This window comes from Microvirga roseola (assembly GCF_020866965.1).
Lineage (GTDB): Bacteria > Pseudomonadota > Alphaproteobacteria > Rhizobiales > Beijerinckiaceae > Microvirga > Microvirga roseola.
The window spans coordinates 1-22,225 of sequence record NZ_JAJATX010000034.1 but is presented as its reverse complement, the minus strand read 5'-3'; the positions used below and the strand labels follow the sequence as shown (position 1 = coordinate 22,225).

Annotated in this window: 12 protein-coding genes; 10 read left to right on the top strand and 2 right to left on the bottom strand. The window is 61.7% G+C overall.

The window, feature by feature from the left end; translation table 11 throughout:
* Positions 1-240: 240 nt before the first annotated feature.
* Together LG661_RS16900 and LG661_RS16895 are read right to left on the bottom strand one after the other, a co-directional pair.
* Positions 241-2,691 (bottom strand): putative bifunctional diguanylate cyclase/phosphodiesterase, encoded by a 2,451-nt coding sequence (locus LG661_RS16900; RefSeq protein ID WP_230533053.1) that lies wholly within the window; start codon positions 2,689-2,691, stop codon positions 241-243.
* Positions 2,692-3,179: 488 nt separating this feature from the next.
* Positions 3,180-5,669 (bottom strand): cellulase family glycosylhydrolase, encoded by a 2,490-nt coding sequence (locus tag LG661_RS16895; RefSeq protein ID WP_268995482.1) that lies wholly within the window; start codon positions 5,667-5,669, stop codon positions 3,180-3,182.
* Positions 5,670-5,965: 296 nt separating this feature from the next.
* On the opposite strand from LG661_RS16895, the gene bcsA reads away from it, so the two are divergent.
* The 10 genes from bcsA to LG661_RS16845 form a co-directional block, all read left to right on the top strand.
* Positions 5,966-8,140 carry a UDP-forming cellulose synthase catalytic subunit gene (gene bcsA, locus LG661_RS16890; RefSeq protein WP_268995481.1) on the top strand — a complete coding sequence of 725 codons (2,175 nt, stop codon included), beginning with the start codon at positions 5,966-5,968 and terminating at the stop codon, positions 8,138-8,140.
* A gap of 53 nt (positions 8,141-8,193) precedes the next feature.
* Positions 8,194-10,608, top strand: coding sequence for a cellulose biosynthesis cyclic di-GMP-binding regulatory protein BcsB (locus LG661_RS16885; protein WP_230533050.1), 2,415 nt, complete (start codon positions 8,194-8,196; stop codon positions 10,606-10,608).
* Positions 10,605-11,702: a glycosyl hydrolase family 8 gene (locus tag LG661_RS16880; protein WP_230533049.1), complete on the top strand. Its 1,098-nt coding sequence runs from the start codon at positions 10,605-10,607 to the stop codon at positions 11,700-11,702. Before LG661_RS16885 ends, LG661_RS16880 begins: the two co-directional genes overlap by 4 nt.
* Positions 11,693-13,546 (top strand): hypothetical protein, encoded by a 1,854-nt coding sequence (locus LG661_RS16875; RefSeq protein ID WP_230533048.1) that lies wholly within the window; start codon positions 11,693-11,695, stop codon positions 13,544-13,546. Before LG661_RS16880 ends, LG661_RS16875 begins: the two co-directional genes overlap by 10 nt.
* A gap of 281 nt (positions 13,547-13,827) precedes the next feature.
* Positions 13,828-14,304, top strand: coding sequence for a formate dehydrogenase subunit gamma (locus tag LG661_RS16870; RefSeq protein ID WP_230533047.1), 477 nt, complete (start codon positions 13,828-13,830; stop codon positions 14,302-14,304).
* Positions 14,301-15,857, top strand: coding sequence for a formate dehydrogenase beta subunit (locus LG661_RS16865; RefSeq protein WP_230533046.1), 1,557 nt, complete (start codon positions 14,301-14,303; stop codon positions 15,855-15,857). The genes LG661_RS16870 and LG661_RS16865 overlap by 4 nt, the downstream gene beginning before the upstream one ends.
* A 12-nt stretch (positions 15,858-15,869) precedes the next feature.
* Positions 15,870-18,713 (top strand): formate dehydrogenase subunit alpha, encoded by a 2,844-nt coding sequence (gene fdhF, locus LG661_RS16860; protein ID WP_230533045.1) that lies wholly within the window; start codon positions 15,870-15,872, stop codon positions 18,711-18,713.
* Complete coding sequence (fdhD, locus tag LG661_RS16855) at positions 18,700-19,548, top strand: formate dehydrogenase accessory sulfurtransferase FdhD (RefSeq protein WP_230533065.1); 849 nt, start codon at positions 18,700-18,702, stop codon at positions 19,546-19,548. The genes fdhF and fdhD overlap by 14 nt, the downstream gene beginning before the upstream one ends.
* A complete protein-coding gene (locus LG661_RS16850; protein WP_230533044.1) occupies positions 19,538-19,816 on the top strand; it encodes a formate dehydrogenase subunit delta in 279 nt (92 codons plus the stop codon). Before fdhD ends, LG661_RS16850 begins: the two co-directional genes overlap by 11 nt.
* 321 nt (positions 19,817-20,137) lie before the next feature.
* The coding region (locus LG661_RS16845) for an FdhF/YdeP family oxidoreductase (RefSeq protein WP_230533043.1) at positions 20,138-22,225 on the top strand (2,088 nt) is incomplete at its 3' end.

Genomic DNA, 22,225 nt, shown 5'->3' with positions numbered 1-22,225 from the left:
GGCCAAGAAAGCATGCAATGAACGGTTCTGTCGCCGGATGTCGCGACGGAATATGTCTGCGCACTGTTCGGCCCCAGTCAAGTCTTCAATGACATGCAGTTGGCCGCAGGACGGGTACTCGCCTCCGGCTCTCGGACGGATTCTGCGTCCTAGAGGTTGCTGGCCTTGGGGGCAGGGGAGATCACGATCAAACTCGCGGAGATCACGATCAAACTCGCTCTGACCTTTTAGCGTCGGGTCTCAATTCCACTCCGGCTTCCAGGTCGCGAACTTGTCCTTCAGTTCGGCCGCGGGAACCGGCTTGCTCAGCAGGAATCCCTGAACCTCGTCGCACCCGTCAGCGCGAAGGTAATCGAGTTGCTCGATGGTTTCGATGCCTTCCGCGACGGTCGTGTTGCCGAGGCTTTTTCCCAGACCAGTTATAGCACGAATGATCGCCGTCGAATGCTTGTTGTTTCCAAGCTCATGAACGAAGGAGCGGTCGATCTTTATCTTATCGAATGGGAACGCCCGCAGGTAGCTCAAGGAGGAGTACCCGGTGCCGAAGTCGTCCATGGCAATACGCACCCCGAGATCCCGTAGCTGGTGGAGGGCGGACATGGTCGAGTCGTTCTTGAGGAGAAGAACGGACTCCGTAATCTCCAGCTCAAGTCGGCTGGGATCAAGTGTGGCGCGGGAGAGCGCCGATCTGACGTAGTCGACCAGAAAGCCGCTGTTGAACTGGGCGGGGGACAGGTTGATGGCGACCCTGATGTTCTCGGGCCAGGTGGCGGCCTCGCGGCAGGCCTGGTGGAGAACCCACTCTCCAATGGGTTCGATCAGGCCGATATCTTCGGCAAGCGGCACGAACTCTGCCGGAGAAACATACCCATGCTTCGGGTGAAGCCAGCGCAGGAGCGCTTCGCATGCGGTAATGGTACCGGCGTGCAGGCTGACAATAGGCTGGTAGTGAATATCGAGGCGCCCTTCAGAAAAGGCCTGCCTAAGATCCTGCTCCAGGACCTGCCTGGCCTGCAGGCGGTTGTCCATCTCGATATCGAAAAGCCGGTAGGTCCGCCCGCCTTCCGCCTTTGCGGAGTAGAGCGCCATGTCGGCGTTCCGCAGCAGATAATCCGTCGTTCCGCCGTCCCCGGGAGCGACCGCAATTCCGATGCTTGCGCCGCTGAGGATCTTTTGGCCATGGATCAGGAAAGGCTTGTTGAAGGCGTTGACGATACGAACGGCAAGAGCCGCAACGTCCTGAAGACCCTTCGACGGACGGTGCAGAATGGCGAATTCGTCGCCGCCCAAGCGAGCCACAAGGTTGTCATTCTCGAGGCATGATCGCAGACGGGTTGCTGACTGGCGCAGGAACTCATCTCCAGCGGGGTGACCCAGAGTGTCGTTGACCAGTTTGAGATTGTCGAGGTCGATGCAAAGCAGCGCAAGTTCGCCCCCATGTCGATGGATGTCGGAAAGCCCCGCCTCGAGGCGCTCACGGAACAGCACCCGGTTCGGGAGATCCGTCAGGGCGTCATGATGGGCCATATAGGCGATTCGGGCCTCAGCCTGACGTCTCTCCGTCACATCCACGGCCGCCGTCAGCACAGCCGAATACCCCTCGAAGGTGATCGTGCGAGCGAAGCTGTTGACCTCGATGATGCTGCCATCAGCCCTGAGATGACAGGATGAACTATTCTGGTCTTCCAGATCGTATGCTCTTCCAATGGTCGGGTGCGCGGCCTCTCGCTCGCCTGGTGGCCGAAGGTCGAGCAGTGTCATGCCCTCGAACTGCCCGCGCGAGTATCCATAATGGGCGACTGCGGCGTCATTCACGCGGAGGATGCGCAGGCTCTCCGGATCTGACAGCCACATCGGGACCGGATTGCTCTCGAACAGGAGACGGGCTGATGTCTCGCTCGCCTTCACGTCGCTGATATCGGCCAGGGTGATTGCGAGAAGATCGCCGATGCAGCCGACCTCCAGCTTGAAATGGATCTGCTTGCCGCTCGATGTCCGATAGGCGAACTCGAACGAATCCGTTCCTCCGCGTCCAAGAACCTGGGACAGGCGCTTCAGGCCGTCCGTTCCGGCCAGATTGGGAACGACGCTCGACAGGCGCTTCAGGCAGACCTCAGCCACTGGCTTCTGCAGCAGCCGCGCGGCGCCCTCGTTAAGTGCGAGGATCGTAAAATCGAAGACCTCCCCAAGGTGATCACGGACAGCGCTCAGAGCGAGCATGCCCTGGTTGGTGGCACGGAAGATGGCATCGACCAGATCGAGCCGCGAGGTGACACCCTCTATAAAGAGAAGGACCAGAGGAGTGCCCTGCCGGTTGGCTAGGGGAAGTGCGAGGAGGCCTGTGCTCTCGATTGTACCTTGCCGGGCTCGGATGCAATGAGTTGTCGCCGGCGCCAGCGACTGAAGGGCATCCTGGGTGACCTCACGAAAGCCATGCACGACATCGGCAGGAAGACCGCCAATGTCGAGGCTCTGGATTTCCTGGCCGAGCCAGCGCTCGAAACGAGCGCCGCCCCAGAGAAATGCCAGAGGCAACTGACCATTGGTTGCGACGAGGGCTGTATTGTCGGCATGGCGTCCGAGGCCGCCGAGGACCATATCCTCGTAGGATGGCAGGCATCCGGGCGATGTCTGCAGGGCCTGCCAGCGCTGCTGGAGGGCCGATGCACCATCGAAAGCATCCGTATCCAACGGGACTGCATGCTGAGAGGGGCGGCCCGAGCCGCTCCTGGACTGTGACACGGAGTCCTGAAGGTCGCCCAACAAGCCGAAAGGATCTTTGCTGTTACTCAACCCAAACAAGATCGCTGTCCTTCGGGGCGCGCCCGCCTGTGCTAGAGGGCACGGAGCACATATCCGCGTCCTCTATGAGCGCCTAGGCCCTTTGCTTGTCAGTTCCATGACAGTTGTCGCTTCAAGGCCGCAAATGGTTAACGTCCATTCCCTCGGTGCTGCGTCCTGTAGCCAAGTACGCCTGCACTTGCACTGCCCGCCTTTTGCATGTCCAACTTGGAACATGGCGGAAGTGAGGGGATTTCGGCCTCGTTTACGCTCGCCGACATTAGAAAGGCTACTCACATACGATGACAGTAGGCCTTGCGGGCTAAGATGAAGCCTGGCGAGCAGGCGCCTGCTTTCTCCCGCGTGCCGTCTCGTATATGACTGCCGACGAAATCCAGTCAGATGATGTGGAAATCGCGGTGGGTGATCCGCAGGTCCGTCTGCAGGACGGCAAACCTGACAGCGGATGTGGGCCCTGTCCCATCCTGATCGAACAGGAGCGCTCCGGTCGATGGATTGTAGACGATCCTGTCCGAGGCATCCTGTGCTCTCGTTCCAACGCTGAAGGCACTCTCGTTCAGCGATCCTTTGTCTCCGACCGTCTTGAAGACCTTGCGCGCGAGGCGGATCGTATCATCGGCGGCATTGAAGTCCTTGATCTTGTCGAAATTCCTTGAACTCGGTCGTGTATCGAAGGTGTCTCGGCCGTGGCCCCCGTAAAGCGTGTCGTTGCCGCTTTCGCCATATAGGCTGTCATGGCCGGCATCTCCTCTTATGGCATCCCTGCCGGTGCCGCCGTAGAGGCGGTCGGCATGGGAGCCCCCATAGATTTTGTCGTTGCCGCTGTCGCCGTCGAGCTTGTTTTTTCCCGTTCCGCCGTAGAGCCGGTCGCTGCCTGAGCCCCCGTAGAGAGTATCCCGGCCGGTATCGCCATAGAGCCTGTCATTCCCGCTGGATCCATAGGCTTTGTCGTGACCGGTGCCTCCGTAATGCAAGTCGTTTCCGGTTCCGCCTTTCAGGGTATCGTTCCCTGTATCCCCATAAAGCCTGTCGTTGGCGGATCCCCCGTCGAGAGAGTCACGGCCGAGGCCCCCATACTGCGTGTCCCGGCCGTTCCCGCCGTAGAGCTTGTCGTTGCCTCCATCGCCGTAGAGGGTGTCGCTTCCATCTTTGCCGAAGATCGTATTGGCCCTGACATTGCCAGCAATCTCATTGGCGAGGGAGTTGCCGCGCAGTTGCAGACCCCAGATGCCGGCGACCGCCTTCAGCGTCTCCACATTGCTGCCCAGAGTGAAGGAGGATCGGGCCAGGACGGTGTCGTTGCCGCTATTCGCAGCCTCAAGAACACGATCCGATAGGTTGTCGACAATGTAGACGTCGCCTCCCGAGCCGCCTGCCAGGGTATCGGCTCCGGCGCCACCATTGAGGGTATCGCCGGCTGTCGTTCCCACAACCCAGTTGGCGAAGGCATTGCCCGTGAGGGAAACCGCCAGCGTCTTTCCAGACGCCCGCAACTCCTCAACTGCCGAACCTGCCGCCAAGGCAAAACTGACGTCAGCCCAGACGACGTCGTGACCTTCGCCAGCAGCTTCCAGGATCAGAGTGTCCTTGCTGTCTGCCAGGAACGTATCGTTGCCCGTTCCTCCGGACATTGTGTCGACGCCGGAACCGCCGTCGATCGAATCGTCGCCGCTTCCGCCAATGAGCTTATCGCTGCCGTGAAGCCCGCGCATGATGTCAGATTGCGCTGTTCCGCTCAGTTCATCGCTGCCGGAGGTGCCGACGAAGACCGGCGGAAATCGGCCGGACCACAGGAGAGGCTGCAGCTGGTCGACCTTTTCCTGCTCGATGCTGCTCCAGTCCTCTTTCAGAATGCCGCCGGTGTCGCCTGAATTCGGGTTCCAGGACCACCAGGTCCAACCGATTCCTTCATGGCCGGTAGGGATGTCCCTCGTGCCGTTCGCGTCGAAGTCGCCTCCAAGATAGGCCTTGATCTGGGCCAGCCAGGCGAGATCCTTAGGATCGGTCAGCTTGCTCCCGAATTCGCCCAGATAGACGGGAGCGATGCCGTCCCGATAGATGTAGCCCCACATCTGCTCGAATTTGGCCGGCAGGTTGTTCGGAAAGGCCGGATCGCTGAACCAGGGCTGGGCGAAAAGCGAGTTGGGGTAATCGTGTGCGGAGTAGACGAGCTTGTTGGCGGTGTTGAGCTGGATGGGCCTGTCTCGGACACCCATCAGGTTTCCGCCCCACCAGTAATGCTCGCCGTTATAGGTATCGACGCCTTCCACGAAGATCAGCCAGTTGGGATTGACGCCGTGAATGGCATTGCCTGCACGTTCCGCGGCTGATGCCCAGTCGAGGGTGCCCCCGCCGCCCCATGTTGCGGGTCCGTGCGGCTCGTTGTGCAAATCGGCGCCGATGACGGCTGGATTGTCGGCATAGCGCTGGGCCAGCATCGTCCAGTCGGCGATCCAGCGCTGCTCGCTGTACTGGTCGTTGTACCAGAGTCCGTTCTCTGAGGATCCGGCACCGGTGCTGCTTCGATGATGATCGAGTATGATCCGCATCCCGATCCGACCTGCATACTCGACGATCTTGTCCAGGATCTGCAGGCCATCGAGCCCGGCGAGGTCGGGGTTCATCGAGTAGTCGATGCCGCTGGGTCTGCTGGCCGGGTCGAACAGTTGGTTCGAGAAGGGAAGGCGGATCGTATTGAAGCCAAGCTCGGCCATCTGGTCGATCATGGCTTTGTAGTTACGCGCGTGCAGGCCATCGGGTGCATAGCGATCCGATTCGAGCCCGAACCAGTTGACGCCGGAAATCTTCACCGGCCTCCCGGCGCCGTCTACGATCTGATTGCCGCTTGTGCTGAGAGAGCCGATCATATTGCCTTGCCGGTTCGCATGATACTGCGGAGGGCCTATGCAAGTCTCGGCTGCGACCGATCGCAGTCCCGGTGCACTGCTGCCCTGCAGGCTCCCGCGGGTGGATTCCGCCCAACGTTAGCTCGGCCGGAACGGCCTCCGCTGCATGACCTTTTGTGTAGGAATTTACTCATAGGTATTACGACCTATGCTGCGCCGCATCATACCTTCGCTGCAGTAGCTAAGTTGCCCCGACCTCGCCCAATCTGCGCCGGAAAGCCGCCTTGTTTGCGGCTGCTGACACGTTGGGGGCGCGAATGTTGCAAGCACTGTCGCTTGGGTTTCTAGTCATGGCCACCTGTTCGGCACTGTTTCTGGTGCTGCAGCCGGTTGGAATGGAAGCGCAGTGGGTTCTTGCGCAAGCCTGTCTTCTGGCGATGCTCGCCATTAAGCTCCTCGGCTTGAGGGGCTATTGGCGCCACCTCTTTTATGCGCTCGGTGCCTTGCTCGTTCTCCGCTATCTCTACTGGCGCACGACGGCAACTCTACCCAGCGTCAGTGACCTTCAGGACTTCGTGCCGGGCCTGATCGTCTATACCGCAGAGGTGTTCTGCATCGTGATGCTGGGCTTGAGCCTCTTCGTCATAGCACGCCCGATCAACAGGAGCCGCGCTCCTGCGGTTTCGCCGGCGGAGGCGCCGACCGTCGACGTATTCGTCCCATCCTACAACGAGGATGCCGGGCTGCTTGCGATCACGCTGTCTGCCGCTAAGGCCATGGACTACCCCCGTGACAAGCTGACCATCTATCTTCTCGACGACGGCGGAACGGATGGGAAAGTCGAATCGCACAATCCCGCGATATCCCAGGCTGCCTTGCGGCGCCGCGAGGAGTTGCAGAGGCTCTGCCACGATCTTGGCGTAAGATATCTGACGCGAGAGCGAAATGTTCATGCCAAAGCCGGCAATCTGTCGAACGGACTGCTCTATTCCCAAGGCGAACTAGTCGTTGTCTTCGACGCTGACCATGCTCCGGAAAAGGGCTTCTTGCGGGAAACGGTGGGCTTCTTCCAGGAGGACCCAAAGCTCTTCCTCGTTCAGACACCGCACTTCTTCATAAATCCCGATCCCATTGAAAAGAATCTCTCGACATTCGAGCGCATGCCGTCTGAGAACGAGATGTTCTACCACATGATCCAAAAGGGTCTCGATAAGTGGAACGCGGCGTTTTTTTGCGGCTCTGCTGCCGTTCTCCGTCGTATGGCGCTTGAGCAGGCGGGCGGGTTTGCAGGCACATCCATTACGGAGGATTGCGAGACGGCCCTGGAGCTCCATGCGCGCGGCTGGAGAAGTCTTTACGTCGACAAGCCTCTGATTGCCGGTCTTCAGCCTGAGACATTCTCGTCCTTCATCGGCCAGCGTACCCGTTGGTGTACCGGAATGCTCCAGATCCTGCTGATGAAGAACCCGGCCTTTAAGAGGGGGCTGAGCGTCGCGCAGCGCATTTGCTACATATCCACCTGCATGTTCTGGCTCTTCCCGATCCCGCGCATGGTGTTCATTTTCGCCCCTCTCCTCTACATCTTCCTCGACCTCAAGATCTACAACGCGACCGTCGAGGAGTTCGGTGCCTACACGCTGACGTATCTTTTCGCGGCGCTCCTGCTTCAGAGCTATTCCTATAATCGCTTCCGGTGGCCGTGGGTCTCCGAGATTTACGAGTACGTCCAGTCGGTCTACCTGCTTCCGGCCATTATGGGCGTCATCAAGAACCCGCGCCGTCCGACCTTCAATGTAACGGCGAAAGGCGGCGCAACGGATGAGGATCACCTGTCGGGCCTCGCGTGGCCCTATTTCCTGATCTTTGCCATCCTTTTTGCCGGCGCAGTCATCGTGATCTACCGGCTCCAGTATGAACCGCATGCGGTCGGCCTGCTCGTGATCGTAGGCTTGTGGAACCTCCTCAACCTGATCATGGCGGGGCTTGCCCTGGGGGCCGTGTCGGAGCGCCGCGAGCGTCGCAAAGCTCATCGGGTTCCGATTGGAGGAAGCGGGATCTTACAGGTCCAGGATACGGTCTTCCCGGTCCGACTCGCAGATATTTCGCAGAGCGGACTGCTCGTCCAGGCTCACGGGCCCGGCACGATCCGGCCTCAGGCCGCCGCAACGCTGACGATCACCGCGATCGGCCAGAGGAAGGATTGCATATCTCTTCCCGTGGTTGTCGCCAATTTGCGCCCTGAGGGCGAAAACAGGTTGGTAGGACTGGGCTTCGCCAGACTCAGCGCTGTCGAGTATGGCGCGGTGGCGGAACTCATGTATGGGGACCTGAGCGCGCTCCTCCGCGGTCGGCAGGCCAGGCAGCGGGGCAAGAGCCTGATTCTCGGCACCGCCCAGGTCCTGATGTGGGGGCTGCGGCAAACTCTGCGCGGCATCTATTTCGGGCTTTTCCGCCGCGGCCAGACCCTCAGACCGTCTGCTGCAACGAGTTGAGATTCCCGCTGCCATTCCGAGTTCGCCGCCATTCCTCCGAGCAGGAGTTCACAATGCGCCTTATTCCGACCGCGGCCATAGCCGCAAGTCTTTTTCTGTTTTCTGCCGCGGCAGCGGAAACGCCATCGCGCCCTGCGGGGCCGATCACTTCCCTCGACTTCGCGATGCCCGAGTGGAAACGTCCCCTTCCGATTTCCCTGGACGAGGCCCGCCTGGTGGGCGAGGCGGTCAGCCGTGAATTCCCCCTGTTCATCACAACCGCCGAGGCGACCAGGCCTGCCATGCTGCGGTTGGCTTATCTCAACGCCATCTCCGTGATGCCGGAGACCTTCAAGCTCACTGTCCGCGTGAACGATGTCGTAGTCGGCGACACGGTTGTGCAGAACGCGAGCGAGCCCGAAACCCTGAGCCTCGCCATTCCGCCCGGTCTCCTGGAGCCGGGCTTCAATGCAGTCCGCGTCAGCGTGCGCCAGACGCATCGTGTCGACTGCTCGGTGGAATCGACCTACGAGCTATGGACCCGCGTCCTCACCGAGCAGAGCGATCTCGTCTTCACAGGAGCCCGCGGGGAGATCCGCCAGTTGCGGGATCTGCCTGCCGTGAAGCCTGATCGGAACGGCCTAACTCCGATCCGGATACGCATACCCGGCGGACTTGAAAGCGCCAGCATCGAGCGAGCTTCACGGGCAGCCCAGGCGGTCGTTCTCCTCGGCCGCTACTCCAACCCTGTCGTCGAGATCGACCCGGACCAGGCAATGGATGCGGGGCTCGATGTCGTAATCGGCACTCTTCCAGTCGTAGAGCGCGCGCTGGGTATTCGTATCCCCGGGAGCGGACCGCAGTCTATTCTCATACACGACCAGCAAAGCGGCCGTGTAACTCTCGTCGTAACCGGGGCAACGGAGACCGAGATCGATGCTGCTCTCGAAGCCCTCACCCGGGAGGCCTCGGGTGCAGCGCTCCATGGCTCGGCAGCTGGCCTGCGGGCGCTGAAGAATGTGAACGGCCGCCTCTTCGGAGGAGGTGAAACCGTGAATCTTGCCGAACTCGGATTGGAATCGGAGCCCTTCCGAGGCCGCCTATACCGGCAAACGTTTCGGCTGCAACTTCCATCCGATCTTCTTGTTGCCGATTACGATCGCCTGACGCTGGCCATTGATGCGGCCTATGCATCGGCCCTGTCTCCAGAGAGCAAGATGGTCGTGAGGGTGAACGGCGCACCGATCGCCGATATTGCCATGGCGAACCCGGCGGGCGACGTCCTCAGCCGGCGCATGCTCTACCTCCCGGTTCGCGCCTTCAAGCCGGGGCTGAATACCGTCGATATCGAGGCGGAGACGCGGACGCAGGTCGATGAAACCTGCGAGATTGCATCCCTGGCTGATCAACGCGAGCGGTACCTGCTTTTGGGCACCAGTGAAATCACCGTTCCGGCGCTGGCCAGGATCGGGACGCTGCCGAACATCTCTTCCATCGTTCCAGGTGGGCTCACGCACCTGTCCGCATCGAAAGAGTTGCATGTCTTCGTGCCGAAGGCACGGCGCGAGGCGATTGCGGCGTCTTTGACCATGCTGGCCAAGATAGCGAGCGTATCGCGCATTCCCACAAAGGCTAAGTTCACTTTCGACCGCATGCCTGAGGGTGCAGACCATGTTCTGGCGTTCGGCGCCTATGATGACATGCCGGAGGCGACGGTCCGGGCAGCCGGTCTCGATCCTGCCAAACTCGGAAAGATAGGGCCGCGACTATCTCCGGATGCGCCACGTATCGGTGTGGTTGCAAAGCCGATCCAGGTCGCATTCATCGGGGATGAAATCCATCTGTCACCGTCCGATGCGGAGCCGAAGGATGTTCAACGCAGTCTACCAAGCTCTTCGCTGATCCAACTGGCAGAAGCAGCCAGAGAGGGATCAGGACTTCTCGGCGCAGTGAAGTCGGTCGATGGATCCGACCTGATGGGACATGCCAGAAGTGCAGTGGATTGGATCAGGAATGCGACCGCAGGTTCGCTGCATCGCGCAGGCATACTCGGCTCTCAGACAACAAAGGGCATCGATGTGACCGAGGACGTTGCACTCGTCGTCGCGCAGGGGGCGAGGACGAAGGAGCTGGAGGCTGGGCTGATGGCAAGGCTGCTGCCAAGCGTCGAGACGACAACCGTCATCCTGGCGCCGACTGCCGACCGCCTGAAGAGCAGTCTGTCCGATATCCTGGCGAGCTCGCATTGGCAGCAGTTTGTCGGCCAAGCCGCAGTTTACAAGTCGCAGGACGCGGCGGTGGAGACGCAGGTATCGGAGCGAATTCTGCTCGTTCCGACCGCTCCTTTGGACATCCAGAACGTACGTCTCATCATTGCGGGCTGGCTTTCCCGTAACAGCGCCGTCCATATTACGGGACTTCTCGGTATTCTTTTGGTCCTGACATTTGCGCTGCATCGGGTGCTGCGCCTATCGGGAGTGAGAGAGTGATAACGCGGCGATTGGCTAGCCTGGCTCTTGTCCTGCTTCTCGCAGCCGTCATTCCGGCTTTTGGAGCGCCTGCCCAAAGGCGCGACGGCCCGATGCCGCCGGCCATGCCGCAGGGATTGCCGGCCGGGTGGCTTGAGGCAGCCTGGGAAGCCTACAAGAAGCACTTCGTCCGTTCGGGACGGGTCGTCGACGATGTCAACCGGATCAGCCACAGCGAGGGGCAGGGCTATGCGATGCTGATCGCCGTCAAGGCCGGCGATCGCACAGGGTTCGACGAGATCTGGCGCTGGACGAAGCAGGAACTCTTCATCGACCCCAGCGGACTTGCCGCATGGCAGTGGAAGGAGCAGGCCTCGCCTCATGTCACGGACAAGAACAATGCGACGGATGGAGACATCCTCATCGCCTGGGCTCTGATCGAGGCCGGGGAAAAGTGGAAGAGCGCAGAGTATGTCGACGCTGCACGGAGCATCCTGTCGGCCCTGGGGCGCACGGTGATCGCCCCGAACGAAGCCGGGCCGGTGCTGCTGCCCGGCCGTTTGGGATTTTCCGTAGAGGATCATTCCGACGGCCAGGTGCTGAACCTGTCCTACTGGGTATTTCCCGCCTTCGAGCGGCTCAGAGGGTTGGCGCCGGAAATCGACTGGGCTGGCGTGCAGGCGAGCGGTCTGCGCCTGCTGCGGGAGAGCCGGTTCGGCCCCATGCGGCTTCCATCGGACTGGATCGCCGTCGGATCGGCGCCTCCGGCGCCGGCCAAGTCCTTTCCTCCACGCTTCAGCTACAACGCGATCCGCATTCCGCTGTATCTCGCTTGGGCGAAGATCGAGCAGCCGGATCTGCTTCGCCCCTTCGCAGGCCTGTGGAACGAGAAGCTCAACCTGGGTCCGTTCGAGATCGAGCTGCCGTCGGGGAGCGCGCTGGACACCCTCGGCGGCGTCGGCTTCAAGGCCGTCGTCGCAACGGCCAAATGTGCGCTCGCCCGCCAGAAGCTCCATGCCTCGCTACGCATTATCGAACCCGGTGCCTATTACCCGACCACCTTGCACATCCTCTCCCTTATCGCGCTCCAGGAAAGGTATCCGGAATGTCTGTGAAACGCATGATCCTTTTCCTCGGCTGCGTGGCTCCCGTGGCGTTGCTCGCCACCGGCAGCTCTTCGGCGGAGACCTTGAGGCGTCCGTCCCTGCTCCAGGGGCAGGCCAGTGGAGCCGCTCAAGAAACTCCCTTCAATCTCCGCGCCGCCCTGCCGGCGGATCCCACGACGACACAGGGAATTCCGCGTTCGCCCCTTCTATCGGGTACAGGCTCCCTGACCAACGCTCAGCCGCAACCGCGGGCGCCGGCGAATATCAATGTGGCTCCGGCGAAGGTCGATGAGAGCGCATTGCGCTTCTATGCCTCGCAGAACGACGCTGCGCGTGTCTCGATGGAAATCCGGCGTCTCAAGGCGCTCCATCCCACCTGGGAGCCGCCGAGCAACCTGTTCGAGGAGGCGCGCGATCCCACCATCGAGCAGGGGCTCTGGGACCTGTTCGCCGCGGGACGGTTCGATGAAATTCGCACCGCCGTGGCCGAGATCCGGGCGCAGGATCCCACCTGGCGGCCTTCCGACGATTTCATCACGAAGTTCGAGCGGGCTGAGCTTCGCGTGCAGCTCGTCGCCGCATCGGATGCCAAGGATGCGGCAGGCGTCCTGACCCTGGCCGAGTTCGATCCGGGAATGCTGGCCTGCTCGGATATCGATGTCATGTGGCGTGTCGCCGAGGCTCTGATCCAGACCGGCGATCAGGCGCGCGCGCAGGAACTCTACCGGTATATCCTGTCCAATTGTGCGGATCCGGCCGCGAGGCTCGCGACCGTCCAGAAGGCTTCGGAACTGCTTCCGCCGGAGATCGTCAAGACCCTGATTGCGATGGGGCGACGTCAGCCGGGCGGCATGAGCGAGTTCGAGGCGGTGCAACTGGATCTGCTGCGCAGGCAGATCGGATCCTCCATCTCGGATCCGACCTCTCAGCCGGTTCCGGTGGCCGAGCTGCGCAAGTTCGAGGCGCTCGTGACTCAGAAAAAGTTTGCCAACGACGCGGTTCTGCTGGGGTGGCTGCGCTATTCGCAGAAGGACTGGCCGGGCGCGGCGCAATGGTTCAAGCAGGCCATGTCCTGGGAGCGGGTACCGAAGGCGGCTGAGGGATATGCGCTGGCGCTGCGCCAGCAGGGTCAGCTTCAGGAGGCCGAGGAGCTCGCCTACGAGTGGCGCGATGCTGACCCTCTCATCGCGAAGCTCTACGTCGAAATCGTCGCCATGGCGCTGACCGAGCCCAATCCAGGGACGGTCGAAGCGGGCCGGTTGAGCAGGACCGCAGGCGTTGTCGAGACGGTAAAGTCGGCAATGGGTGCACAGGCGCTCGGTTGGTACTACTACAACACGAGCGCCTATCAGGAGGCCCAGTCCTGGTTCTCAAAGGCTGTCGCCTGGGAGGCCAACGAAACGAATGCCCTCGGCCTAGCTCTTGCCGCTCACCAGGTAAAGGATCAGGCGCTGTTCCGGAAGACCATTGCGCAATACGGTGAACGTTTCCCTGCCGTCGCTGCCTTGGAGGCATACAACCAGAAAGTTGCCGCGAAAACGGCGCGCAGAGGTACCCGCCGAGGCGGCGGACAGGGCGGAGGACGCGCCGGGCAGATGGCCCGGGAGGCGGTGGCGCAGTTCAAAGACGGAAAGTACCGGGAGGCTCTGGCAACCCTGGAGCAGCGAGCCGCCATCGCACGGGAGGACCACGGCCTGAGTGTCCTCCGCGGGTGGTCGCTTTACCACCTGAGCCAGTATGACAAGGCACGTACGCTCTTTGCGGAACTCGATAAGAAGCGATCGACGCGCGATACGCAGTACGGGCTCTATTATTCCTCTTCGAAGCTCGACCCCACCCATCTCGGCGACTGAGACTGCCGGAAAGCCCTCCGTCAAAGGTGCGGGTCACCGTTAGGCGTCTGCTGATTCGGCATCTTTGTGCTAGACGCCGGAGGGGGCGACCTGCTCGGTACCCGCACCGCACGAGCCGAAAGCAGAGATCCAGCCGAAAGGACTGCTCTCCTTCAAGACATATCAGGCTGGGCCATGGGGGTCCGTTCCGGGAATATCTTAATTGCATGGACGGCGCAAGTTCGCCGCCTATAGTATCAAGTTCGCCGCCTATAGTATGTTGAGATGTTCCAGGTATGCAGATGATCGGACCTGATCGATGGAATAGGGCTCGCGGATGCCAGATCATTGCTGGCTATGCATCGCTCGATGGGGCTGCCCTCCCGATCCTCCACGCCTTGCAGGAGGAGTTCGGGTACATCCATGAGGAGGCTGCGACGCTGGTCGCGCAGGCCTTGAACCTGTCCCAAGCCGAAGTTCACGGCATCATCACCTTCTATCATGATTTCCGCCGTGCGCCGCCAGGGCGGCACGTGCTCAAGCTTTGCCGCGCCGAGGCCTGCCAGGCCATGAACGGTGCCCGTTTGGCCGAGGCGCTCCTGCAGACGCTCGGTATCGAGTGGGGCGAAACGACTCCGGACGGAGCCCTGACGGTGGAGGGCGTTCATTGTCTGGGGCTCTGTGCCTGTGCTCCCTCCGTCCTCTACGATGGAAAGCCCCTGGGACGAGTCGATCAGGAGGTGCTTGGGACCATTGTTCAGCAGGCGAGAGGCGCATGACGAGGGTGTTCATCTCCTGTGATGCGGCTTCGCTGTCTCTTGGGTCCGCCCGAATGGCCCAGATGCTCGGCGAGGAGGCCGCTGCACGCGGCCTGCCGTTGGAGGTTGTTTTCACCGGCTCCCGAGGGATGTACTGGCTCGAGCCCCTGATCGAGGTCGAGGCTCCTGAGGGGCGGATAGCCTATAGACCCCTCAAACCGTCCGATGTTGCTAGTTTGTTTGAGGCCGGTTTTCTCTCCGGTGAGGCACATCCTCTCCGGCTCGGGCGCCTGGAGGATCAGCCTTATCTCGCCCGGCAGACACGCCTGACCTTCGCCCGCTGCGGTATCGTCGATTCCCGGTCAGTCGAGGATTACCGGGCCCATGGCGGCTATGCCGGTCTTGAACGTGCGCTCTCTCTCGAGCCGCAGGCCATTGTGGACGAGGTCAAGCTCTCCGGATTGCGGGGACGGGGCGGGGCCGGCTTTCCGACAGGTATCAAATGGGACACGGTCCTCCATGCCGAGGCCGCCCAAAAGTACATCGTCTGCAATGCGGATGAGGGTGACAGCGGTACCTTCGCCGACCGCATGCTCATGGAGGGCGATCCCTTCTCCCTGATCGAAGGTATGACGATTGCAGGTCTGGCCGTGGGAGCTACCAAGGGCTTCATCTATATCCGGTCCGAGTACCCGCATGCATACCGGGCCATGTCCGACGCGATCGAGATCGCCACCGAGGCTGGTTATCTCGGCTCGTCGGTCCTGGGCTCAGGCCGCGCCTTCACGATCGAGGCGCGCCTGGGCGCTGGCGCTTACATCTGCGGCGAGGAAACCTCCCTGCTGGAAAGCCTCGCGGGCAGGCGAGGGATGGTGCAGGCCAAGCCGCCCCTGCCGGCTCTCGTGGGACTGTTCGGAAAACCGACTGCCGTCAACAATGTCCTGTCCCTGGCCGCCGTGCCTTGGATCCTGGCGCATGGAGCGCAGGCCTATGCCGCTTTCGGCATGGGACGTTCGCGGGGAACTCAGCCGATCCAGCTCGCGGGCAACATCAAACGCGGGGGGCTGATCGAATTGGCGTTCGGCACGACCCTGCGCGAAGTCATCGAGGATTTCGGTGGTGGAACGGCCACGGGACGGCCGGTAAAGGCAGTTCAGGTCGGCGGGCCTCTCGGGGCCTACTTTCCAGCATCCATGCTGGACATCTCGCTGGATTATGAGGCGTTCGCCGCCGCTAAGGGCATGCTCGGGCATGGCGGCATCGTCGTGTTCGACGATACCGTCGACCTGTCGCGGCAAGCGCGCTTCGCCTTCGAATTCTGCGCGGCCGAGAGCTGCGGCAAGTGCACGCCCTGCCGGGTCGGTGCCGTGCGCGGAGTTGAGGTTATGGACCGGATCATTGCTGGGATTGAGCCTGAGAAGAACTTCGAGGTACTCGACGATCTCTGTATTCTTATGACCGACGCCTCGCTCTGCGCGATGGGTGGGCTGACTCCCGTGCCGGTGAGAAGTGCATTGACCCATTTCCCGGAAGACTTCGCGAAGGCGCCGCGTATTCACCCCGCTGCCGAGTAAGGGAGCTTGTTCATGCCCCTGATTCAAGAAATTGACTATGGCACGCCAGTCCCTGCCACGGGCAAGACGGTGTCTCTGACGATCGACGGCTTTCCAGTGACCGTGCCGGTGGGCACGTCCGTCATGGCGGCGGCCATGACGATGGGGACTGCGATACCGAAGCTGTGCGCAACGGACTCTCTGGAAGCTTTTGGCTCCTGCCGCCTCTGCCTAGTCGAGATCGAAGGACGGCGCGGGACGCCGGCCTCCTGTACGATGCCTGCCGAAGAGGGCATGATCGTTCACACCCAGACGCAGCGCCTTGCCGATCTGCGCCGCGGCGTGATGGAACTCTACATTTCCGATCATCCCCTGGATTGCCTGACCTGTTCGGCGAATGGCGATTGCGAACTGCAAGACATGGCTGGGGCTGTCGGCCTGCGTGACGTCCGCTACGGCTATGCGGGCGAGAGCCATCTCGACGCGCCGACGGATACGTCCAATCCCTATTTCACCTTCGAGGATTCCAAGTGCATCGTCTGCTCGCGTTGCGTGCGGGCCTGCGAAGAGGTGCAAGGTACCTTCGCCTTGACCATCGAGGGCAGGGGATTCGACGCCCGCGTTTCGCCGGGCGGGCTGGATTTCTTCGGCTCGGAATGCGTTTCCTGCGGCGCCTGCGTGCAGGCCTGCCCGACGGCTGCCTTGAACGAGAACAGCGTTATCGCGCTGGGGCAACCGGAGCACTCGGTGGTCACGACCTGCGCCTATTGCGGCGTCGGCTGCTCCTTCAAGGCTGAAATGAAGGGCAACACGGTCGTGCGCATGGTGCCCTACAAGCATGGCATGGCCAACGAGGGTCATTCCTGCGTCAAGGGGCGGTTCGCCTGGGGCTATGCCACACATGGGGACCGCATCACAAAGCCCATGATCCGCGAGGCGATCACGGATCCATGGCGAGAGGTATCGTGGGAGGAAGCGCTTGAATATGCCGCGAGCGAGTTCAAGCGCATTCAGGCGAAATACGGCCGTGACGCCATCGGCGGCATCACGTCGTCCCGCTGCACCAATGAAGAGACGTTCCTGGTCCAGAAGCTGGTCCGCGCCGGTTTCGGCAACAACAACGTGGACACCTGCGCGCGCGTTTGCCATTCGCCGACCGGCTACGGCCTGAAGACGACGCTCGGAACCTCGGCCGGCACGCAGGACTTCGCCTCCGTCGATGAGGCCGATGTGATCGTCGTCATCGGGGCAAACCCGACCGACGGACATCCGGTCTTTGCCTCCCGTATGAAGAGGCGATTACGCGAAGGTGCAGGACTCGTCGTTGTCGATCCACGCCGGATTGATCTCGTGAACTCGCCCCATGTCAAAGCGGACTACCATCTGCCTTTGAAGCCCGGCACGAACGTGGCCATGATCAACGCCATCGCCCATGTCATCGTAACGGAGGGGCTCGTGGACGAGGCTTACGTTCGCGAGCGCTGCGATCTCGGAGACTTCGACAGTTGGGCGCGGTTCATTGCCGACGAGCGTCATTCACCGGAGGCGGTGGAGGAGATGACCGGCGTTCCGGCCCCGGATGTGCGTGGCGCGGCCAGGCTTTATGCCACCGGCGGAAATGCGGCGATTTATTATGGGCTCGGCGTTACCGAGCACAGCCAGGGTTCGACCATGGTTATGGGCATGGCCAATCTCGCCATGGCGACCGGCAATATCGGAAAGCCTGGAGCCGGCGTGAATCCGCTGCGCGGGCAGAACAATGTGCAGGGATCCTGCGACATGGGCTCCTTCCCGCACGAGTTTTCCGGCTACCGGCACGTCTCCGACGATGCCACCCGTCAGATGTTCGAAGCCTTCTGGGATGTTAGCCTCCAGAGCGAACCCGGCTTGCGTATTCCCAACATGCTTGACGAGGCTGTGGAAGGTACCTTCAAGGGCCTCTACATCCAGGGCGAGGATATCGCTCAATCCGATCCGGACACACAGCATGTGACGGCCGGCCTGAGGGCAATGGAGTGCGTGGTCGTTCAGGACATCTTCCTGAACGAAACCGCCAAATACGCCCACGTCTTCCTGCCGGGCTCTTCGTTCCTGGAAAAGGACGGCACCTTCACCAATGCCGAGCGGCGCATCAATCGTGTGCGCAAGGTGATGCCGCCGCTGGGTGGTATGGCGGACTGGGAAGTCACTATCGCCTTCTCGAACGCTCTCGGCTTCCCGATGAACTATTCGCATCCTGGCGAGATCATGGATGAGATCGCCCGCCTCACGCCCACCTTCGCCGGCGTGTCCTATGAGAAGCTGGACCAGTTGGGGTCAATTCAGTGGCCCTGCAACGAGGCTGCTCCTCTCGGCACGCCGATGATGCACGTGGACCGGTTCGTGCGCGGCAAGGGCAAGTTCATGATCACGGAGTTCGTGCCGACCGAGGAACGCACCGGGCCACGCTTCCCGCTCATCCTCACGACGGGTCGAATCCTGTCGCAGTACAACGTCGGGGCACAGACAAGGCGCACGCAGAACACCCGCTGGCATGAGGAGGATGTCCTTGAAATCCATCCCTTCGATGCCGAAAGCCGGGGTATTCGGGATGGCGATCTGGTGTCCCTGGAGAGCCGGTCGGGCGATATCGCCCTGAGGGCAAGCATCAGTGAGCGCATGCAGCCGGGCGTCGTCTACACGACCTTCCACCATGCCAAGACCGGCGCGAACGTGATCACCACAGACTATTCCGACTGGGCGACGAACTGTCCGGAATACAAGGTGACAGCGGTGCAGGTACGCCGCACGAACCGCCCCTCCGACTGGCAGGCCCGGTTCTTCGAAGAGGACCAGGCTCTCAAGCGTATCAGTGCCCGTGTCGATGCCGCCGACTAAGGGAGAACCAAAAATTCCGGAAATCGAGGAGGCTACGACCCTGATCATGGCCTTCGATGGAAGCGAGCCGGCCTCAGCGAGGCGGGTCATTCCAACCGAGGTGCCGGTCAACCTCATCTATGGCGGCATTCCCTTCGCCGTCATGATGACGACACCCTCCGACCTGGAGGATTTCGCGGTCGGTTTCAGCCTGACCGAAGGCATCATCCAAAGCTCCGATGATATTCGCGGGATGCGTCTCGAGGCGGAGGAGGAGGGTTTGAAACTGGCTATCGACCTGACGCCGGGAAAGCTTCACGAGCATTTGGCTCGCAAGCGGATATTGTCCGGCCGCACGGGTTGTGGGGTATGCGGGATCGATGATCTCAAGGCGTTGCGGCAGGTGCGCGAAATCCGGGGCGTTCCACCACAGATCTCCTTGGCAGCTATCCGCAAGGCGCTGATTGCGCTCGAAAGTGAGCAGTCGCTTAACATGCTAACGCATGCGGTTCATGCTGCTGCTTGGGCAGATCTCGACGGAACCATCCGCTGCGTTCGCGAGGATGTAGGGCGCCATAATGCGCTCGATAAGCTTATCGGCGCCCTTTGCCGCGCAGGTATCGAGCCGGACAGCGGCTTTACTGTCGTGACCAGCCGCTGTTCGTTCGAGCTGGTCGAGAAGGTCGCCGCCTTCGGGGCAAGGACCTTGATTGCGATCTCGGCTCCTACGTCCTTGGCTCTTGAGAGAGCCAGACGCCTTGACATCACGTTGGTCGGCGTTGCGCGAGCGGATACCGTGACGGTTTTTTATGGGATGGAGCGTCTTCGCGAGGAAGGTACTCGGCATGAGCGTTGAAAAGCTGAACCGCATGGCCAATCAGATTGCCGGTTTCTTCCGGTCCTATCCGGAAAGTCAAGCCATCAATGGGATCCATGACCACCTCACCGCATTCTGGACTCCAGGCATGCGTCAGACGCTTGTTGCCTGTGCCAAGCAGGAGCCAGCTCGATTGGATCCGCTCGTGATGAAGGCGCTACTTGCATTTCAGGCGGGGAAGAGCCCGATCGAGAAGGAAATCGCAGGTCCTGAAGTTGTGGGCGAACTAGGCAGCGACGCTGGATAGTGGAGACAGGGAGCCCGCGCCGTAACCGGCGGAATGATAAGCGGACACTCTGAACGAAAGGCGGGCCTCCGAACCTGACCACTGGGGGTCCAGTATCGGGACGCTATCGCCCGGGCAGCGTTCAGAGGCCCAATGAGCAGAGCTTTGGCGCGGCACATCTGCTTTTCCTTCCGCAGTTAGAGCGACGCCGTACAGATCAGGCTGGTTCTTTCCGACAGGAGGGCGGACCGCTCGGGCGAATGGAACTTCTGGCTTCCGGGCCTGTTCCGAGAACAGCCACGTCTGTCCATGGCATGACCGCCGACGTCCAAGGAGGACCAGATGAGCAAGCCCGACAAAACCGGTCAGCGCCCCGACACGCCCCACTACGAGAACGCCACAGGCGGCTGGGGGTCGCTCAAAGGAGTCAGCCGCATCCTTGCCGACCAGAGGCCTACCTTAGGCGCCCTCCGCACGCTGATGCGCCAGAACAAGCCGGGCGGGCACATGTGCACCTCCTGCGCCTGGACCAAGCCTGCGCAGCCGCACCTCTTCGAGTTCTGCGAGAATGGCGCCAAGGCGACCATGTGGGACCTCACACGTGACCGCTGCACACCCGAATTCTTCGCTGAGCACACCGTAGCCGAGCTGCGCAATCTGCCGGACTATGAGTTGGAGAGGGCCGGGCGGCTCACTCATCCGATGCGCTACGACGCCGCCTCGGATCGCTATGTCGAGACGACCTGGGACGAGGCCTTCGAGGGGATCGGCGCAAAGCTCAGAGAGCTCGAGCCAAAATCCACCGTTTTCTACATGTCAGGCAAGGCCACCCTGGAGACCGCCTACCTCTACGCGCTCTTCGCGCGGCTCTACGGGCACAACAACCTGCCCGACAGTTCCAACATGTGCCATGAGACCACGAGCGTGGGTCTCAAGAAGGTGATCGGGGTCGGGGTGGGCACCTGCGTGCTGTCGGACTTCGATCATTGCGACCTGATCCTATTCTTCGGGCAGAATACCGGGACCAGCTCGCCCCGCTTCCTACACACGCTCAAGGACGCCAGGGAGCGGGGCTGCAGGATCGTCACCTTCAACCCGATCCGCGAGAGGGGCCTCGTCGAGTTCACGGATCCTCAGAATCCCGCCCAGATGACCGTGAAGCCCGCAACACAGATTTCGGACCTCTACCTCCAAGTCCGCCCCGGGGGCGATATCGCGGCGCTGGCAGGGCTGTGCAAGCGCGTGCTGGAACTTGACTCCGAGAGGGGAGGGCAGGTTCTCGATCAGGCCTTCATCGATGAGCACACGACGGGGCTCGATGATCTCAAGGCGCGGCTGCGCGAAGTGTCTTGGGAGGAGATCGAGGGGGAATCCGGCCTGCGCCGTGAGGAGCTTGAGGAGGTGGCCGAGATCTATGCCACGTCGCAGAACACCATCGGCATCTACGGGATGGGCCTGACGCAGCACGTCAGGGGCTGGCTCAATCTCGCCATGCTCGTAAACCTGCTCCTGCTGCGCGGCAACATGGGGCGGGAGGGAGCCGGCATCTCGCCCGTGCGTGGGCATTCCAACGTGCAGGGACAGCGCACCGTAGGGATCACCGAAAAGCCCAAGAACGTGCCGATGGACAAGCTCAGGGAGCTCTTCGGCTTCGAGCCCCCGCAGGAGGAGGGGCGCTCCACAGTGGATCTGGTCGAGGGATTGCTCGACGGCTCGGTGCGGGGCCTCATCTCCATGGGCGGCAATCTTGCTCGTGCGATCCCGGACCGCGGCCGCGCCGAGGAGAGCTGGCGCGGTCTCGACCTCAACGTGCAGATTGCGACCAAGCTCAACTGCTCGCACCTGCTGCCTGGACGGGCCACCTGGCTGCTGCCCTGCCTCGTACGATCCGAGCAGGACATGCAGGCGACGGGGCCACAGGCAGTGTCGATGGAGGACAGCCTGAGCATGATCCACGGCTCGCTGGGCAAGCGCAAGCCCGCCTCGCCGCATCTGAAGTCCGAGGTCGCCATTGTCGCGGGGATCGCCAAGGCGACATTGCCGCCCAATCCCAAGGTGAGGTGGGATGAGTGGACGGGAGACTACGGGCTGATCCGCGACCTGATCGAGGCAACCTATCCCGACAAGTTCGGCGACTTCAACGGGCGGCTCTTTACGCCGGGCGGATTCCACCGGGGTAACCCGGCGCGCGAGCGCGAGTGGAAGACCGAGAGCGGGAAGGCCCAGTTCACTGCGCCCGAGACGCTGACCGCCCTTGGCGAGCCGCCCCAAGAGGAGGAATTTACGCTGATCACCTTGCGTTCGAACGACCAGTTCAACACCACGATCTACGGCTTTTCCGATCGGCTGCGGGGCCTTTCAGGGTCGCGCGACATCCTTCTCATCAATCCCGAGGAGATGGGGCGGCGGGGGCTCTCGGAAGGGCAGGTG

What these genes read in the sequence shown, in the direction of transcription:
- LG661_RS16895 (WP_268995482.1), bottom strand. Translation starts at nt 5,669, where the DNA reads ATGATCGGCTCTCTCAGCACAAGCGGCAATCAGATCGTAGACGGCGCC.
- bcsA (WP_268995481.1), top strand. Translation starts at nt 5,966, where the DNA reads ATGTTGCAAGCACTGTCGCTTGGGTTTCTAGTCATGGCCACCTGTTCG.
- LG661_RS16885 (WP_230533050.1), top strand. Translation starts at nt 8,194, where the DNA reads ATGCGCCTTATTCCGACCGCGGCCATAGCCGCAAGTCTTTTTCTGTTT.
- LG661_RS16875 (WP_230533048.1), top strand. Translation starts at nt 11,693, where the DNA reads ATGTCTGTGAAACGCATGATCCTTTTCCTCGGCTGCGTGGCTCCCGTG.
- LG661_RS16870 (WP_230533047.1), top strand. Translation starts at nt 13,828, where the DNA reads ATGATCGGACCTGATCGATGGAATAGGGCTCGCGGATGCCAGATCATT.
- LG661_RS16865 (WP_230533046.1), top strand. Translation starts at nt 14,301, where the DNA reads ATGACGAGGGTGTTCATCTCCTGTGATGCGGCTTCGCTGTCTCTTGGG.
- fdhF (WP_230533045.1), top strand. Translation starts at nt 15,870, where the DNA reads ATGCCCCTGATTCAAGAAATTGACTATGGCACGCCAGTCCCTGCCACG.
- fdhD (WP_230533065.1), top strand. Translation starts at nt 18,700, where the DNA reads ATGCCGCCGACTAAGGGAGAACCAAAAATTCCGGAAATCGAGGAGGCT.
- LG661_RS16850 (WP_230533044.1), top strand. Translation starts at nt 19,538, where the DNA reads ATGAGCGTTGAAAAGCTGAACCGCATGGCCAATCAGATTGCCGGTTTC.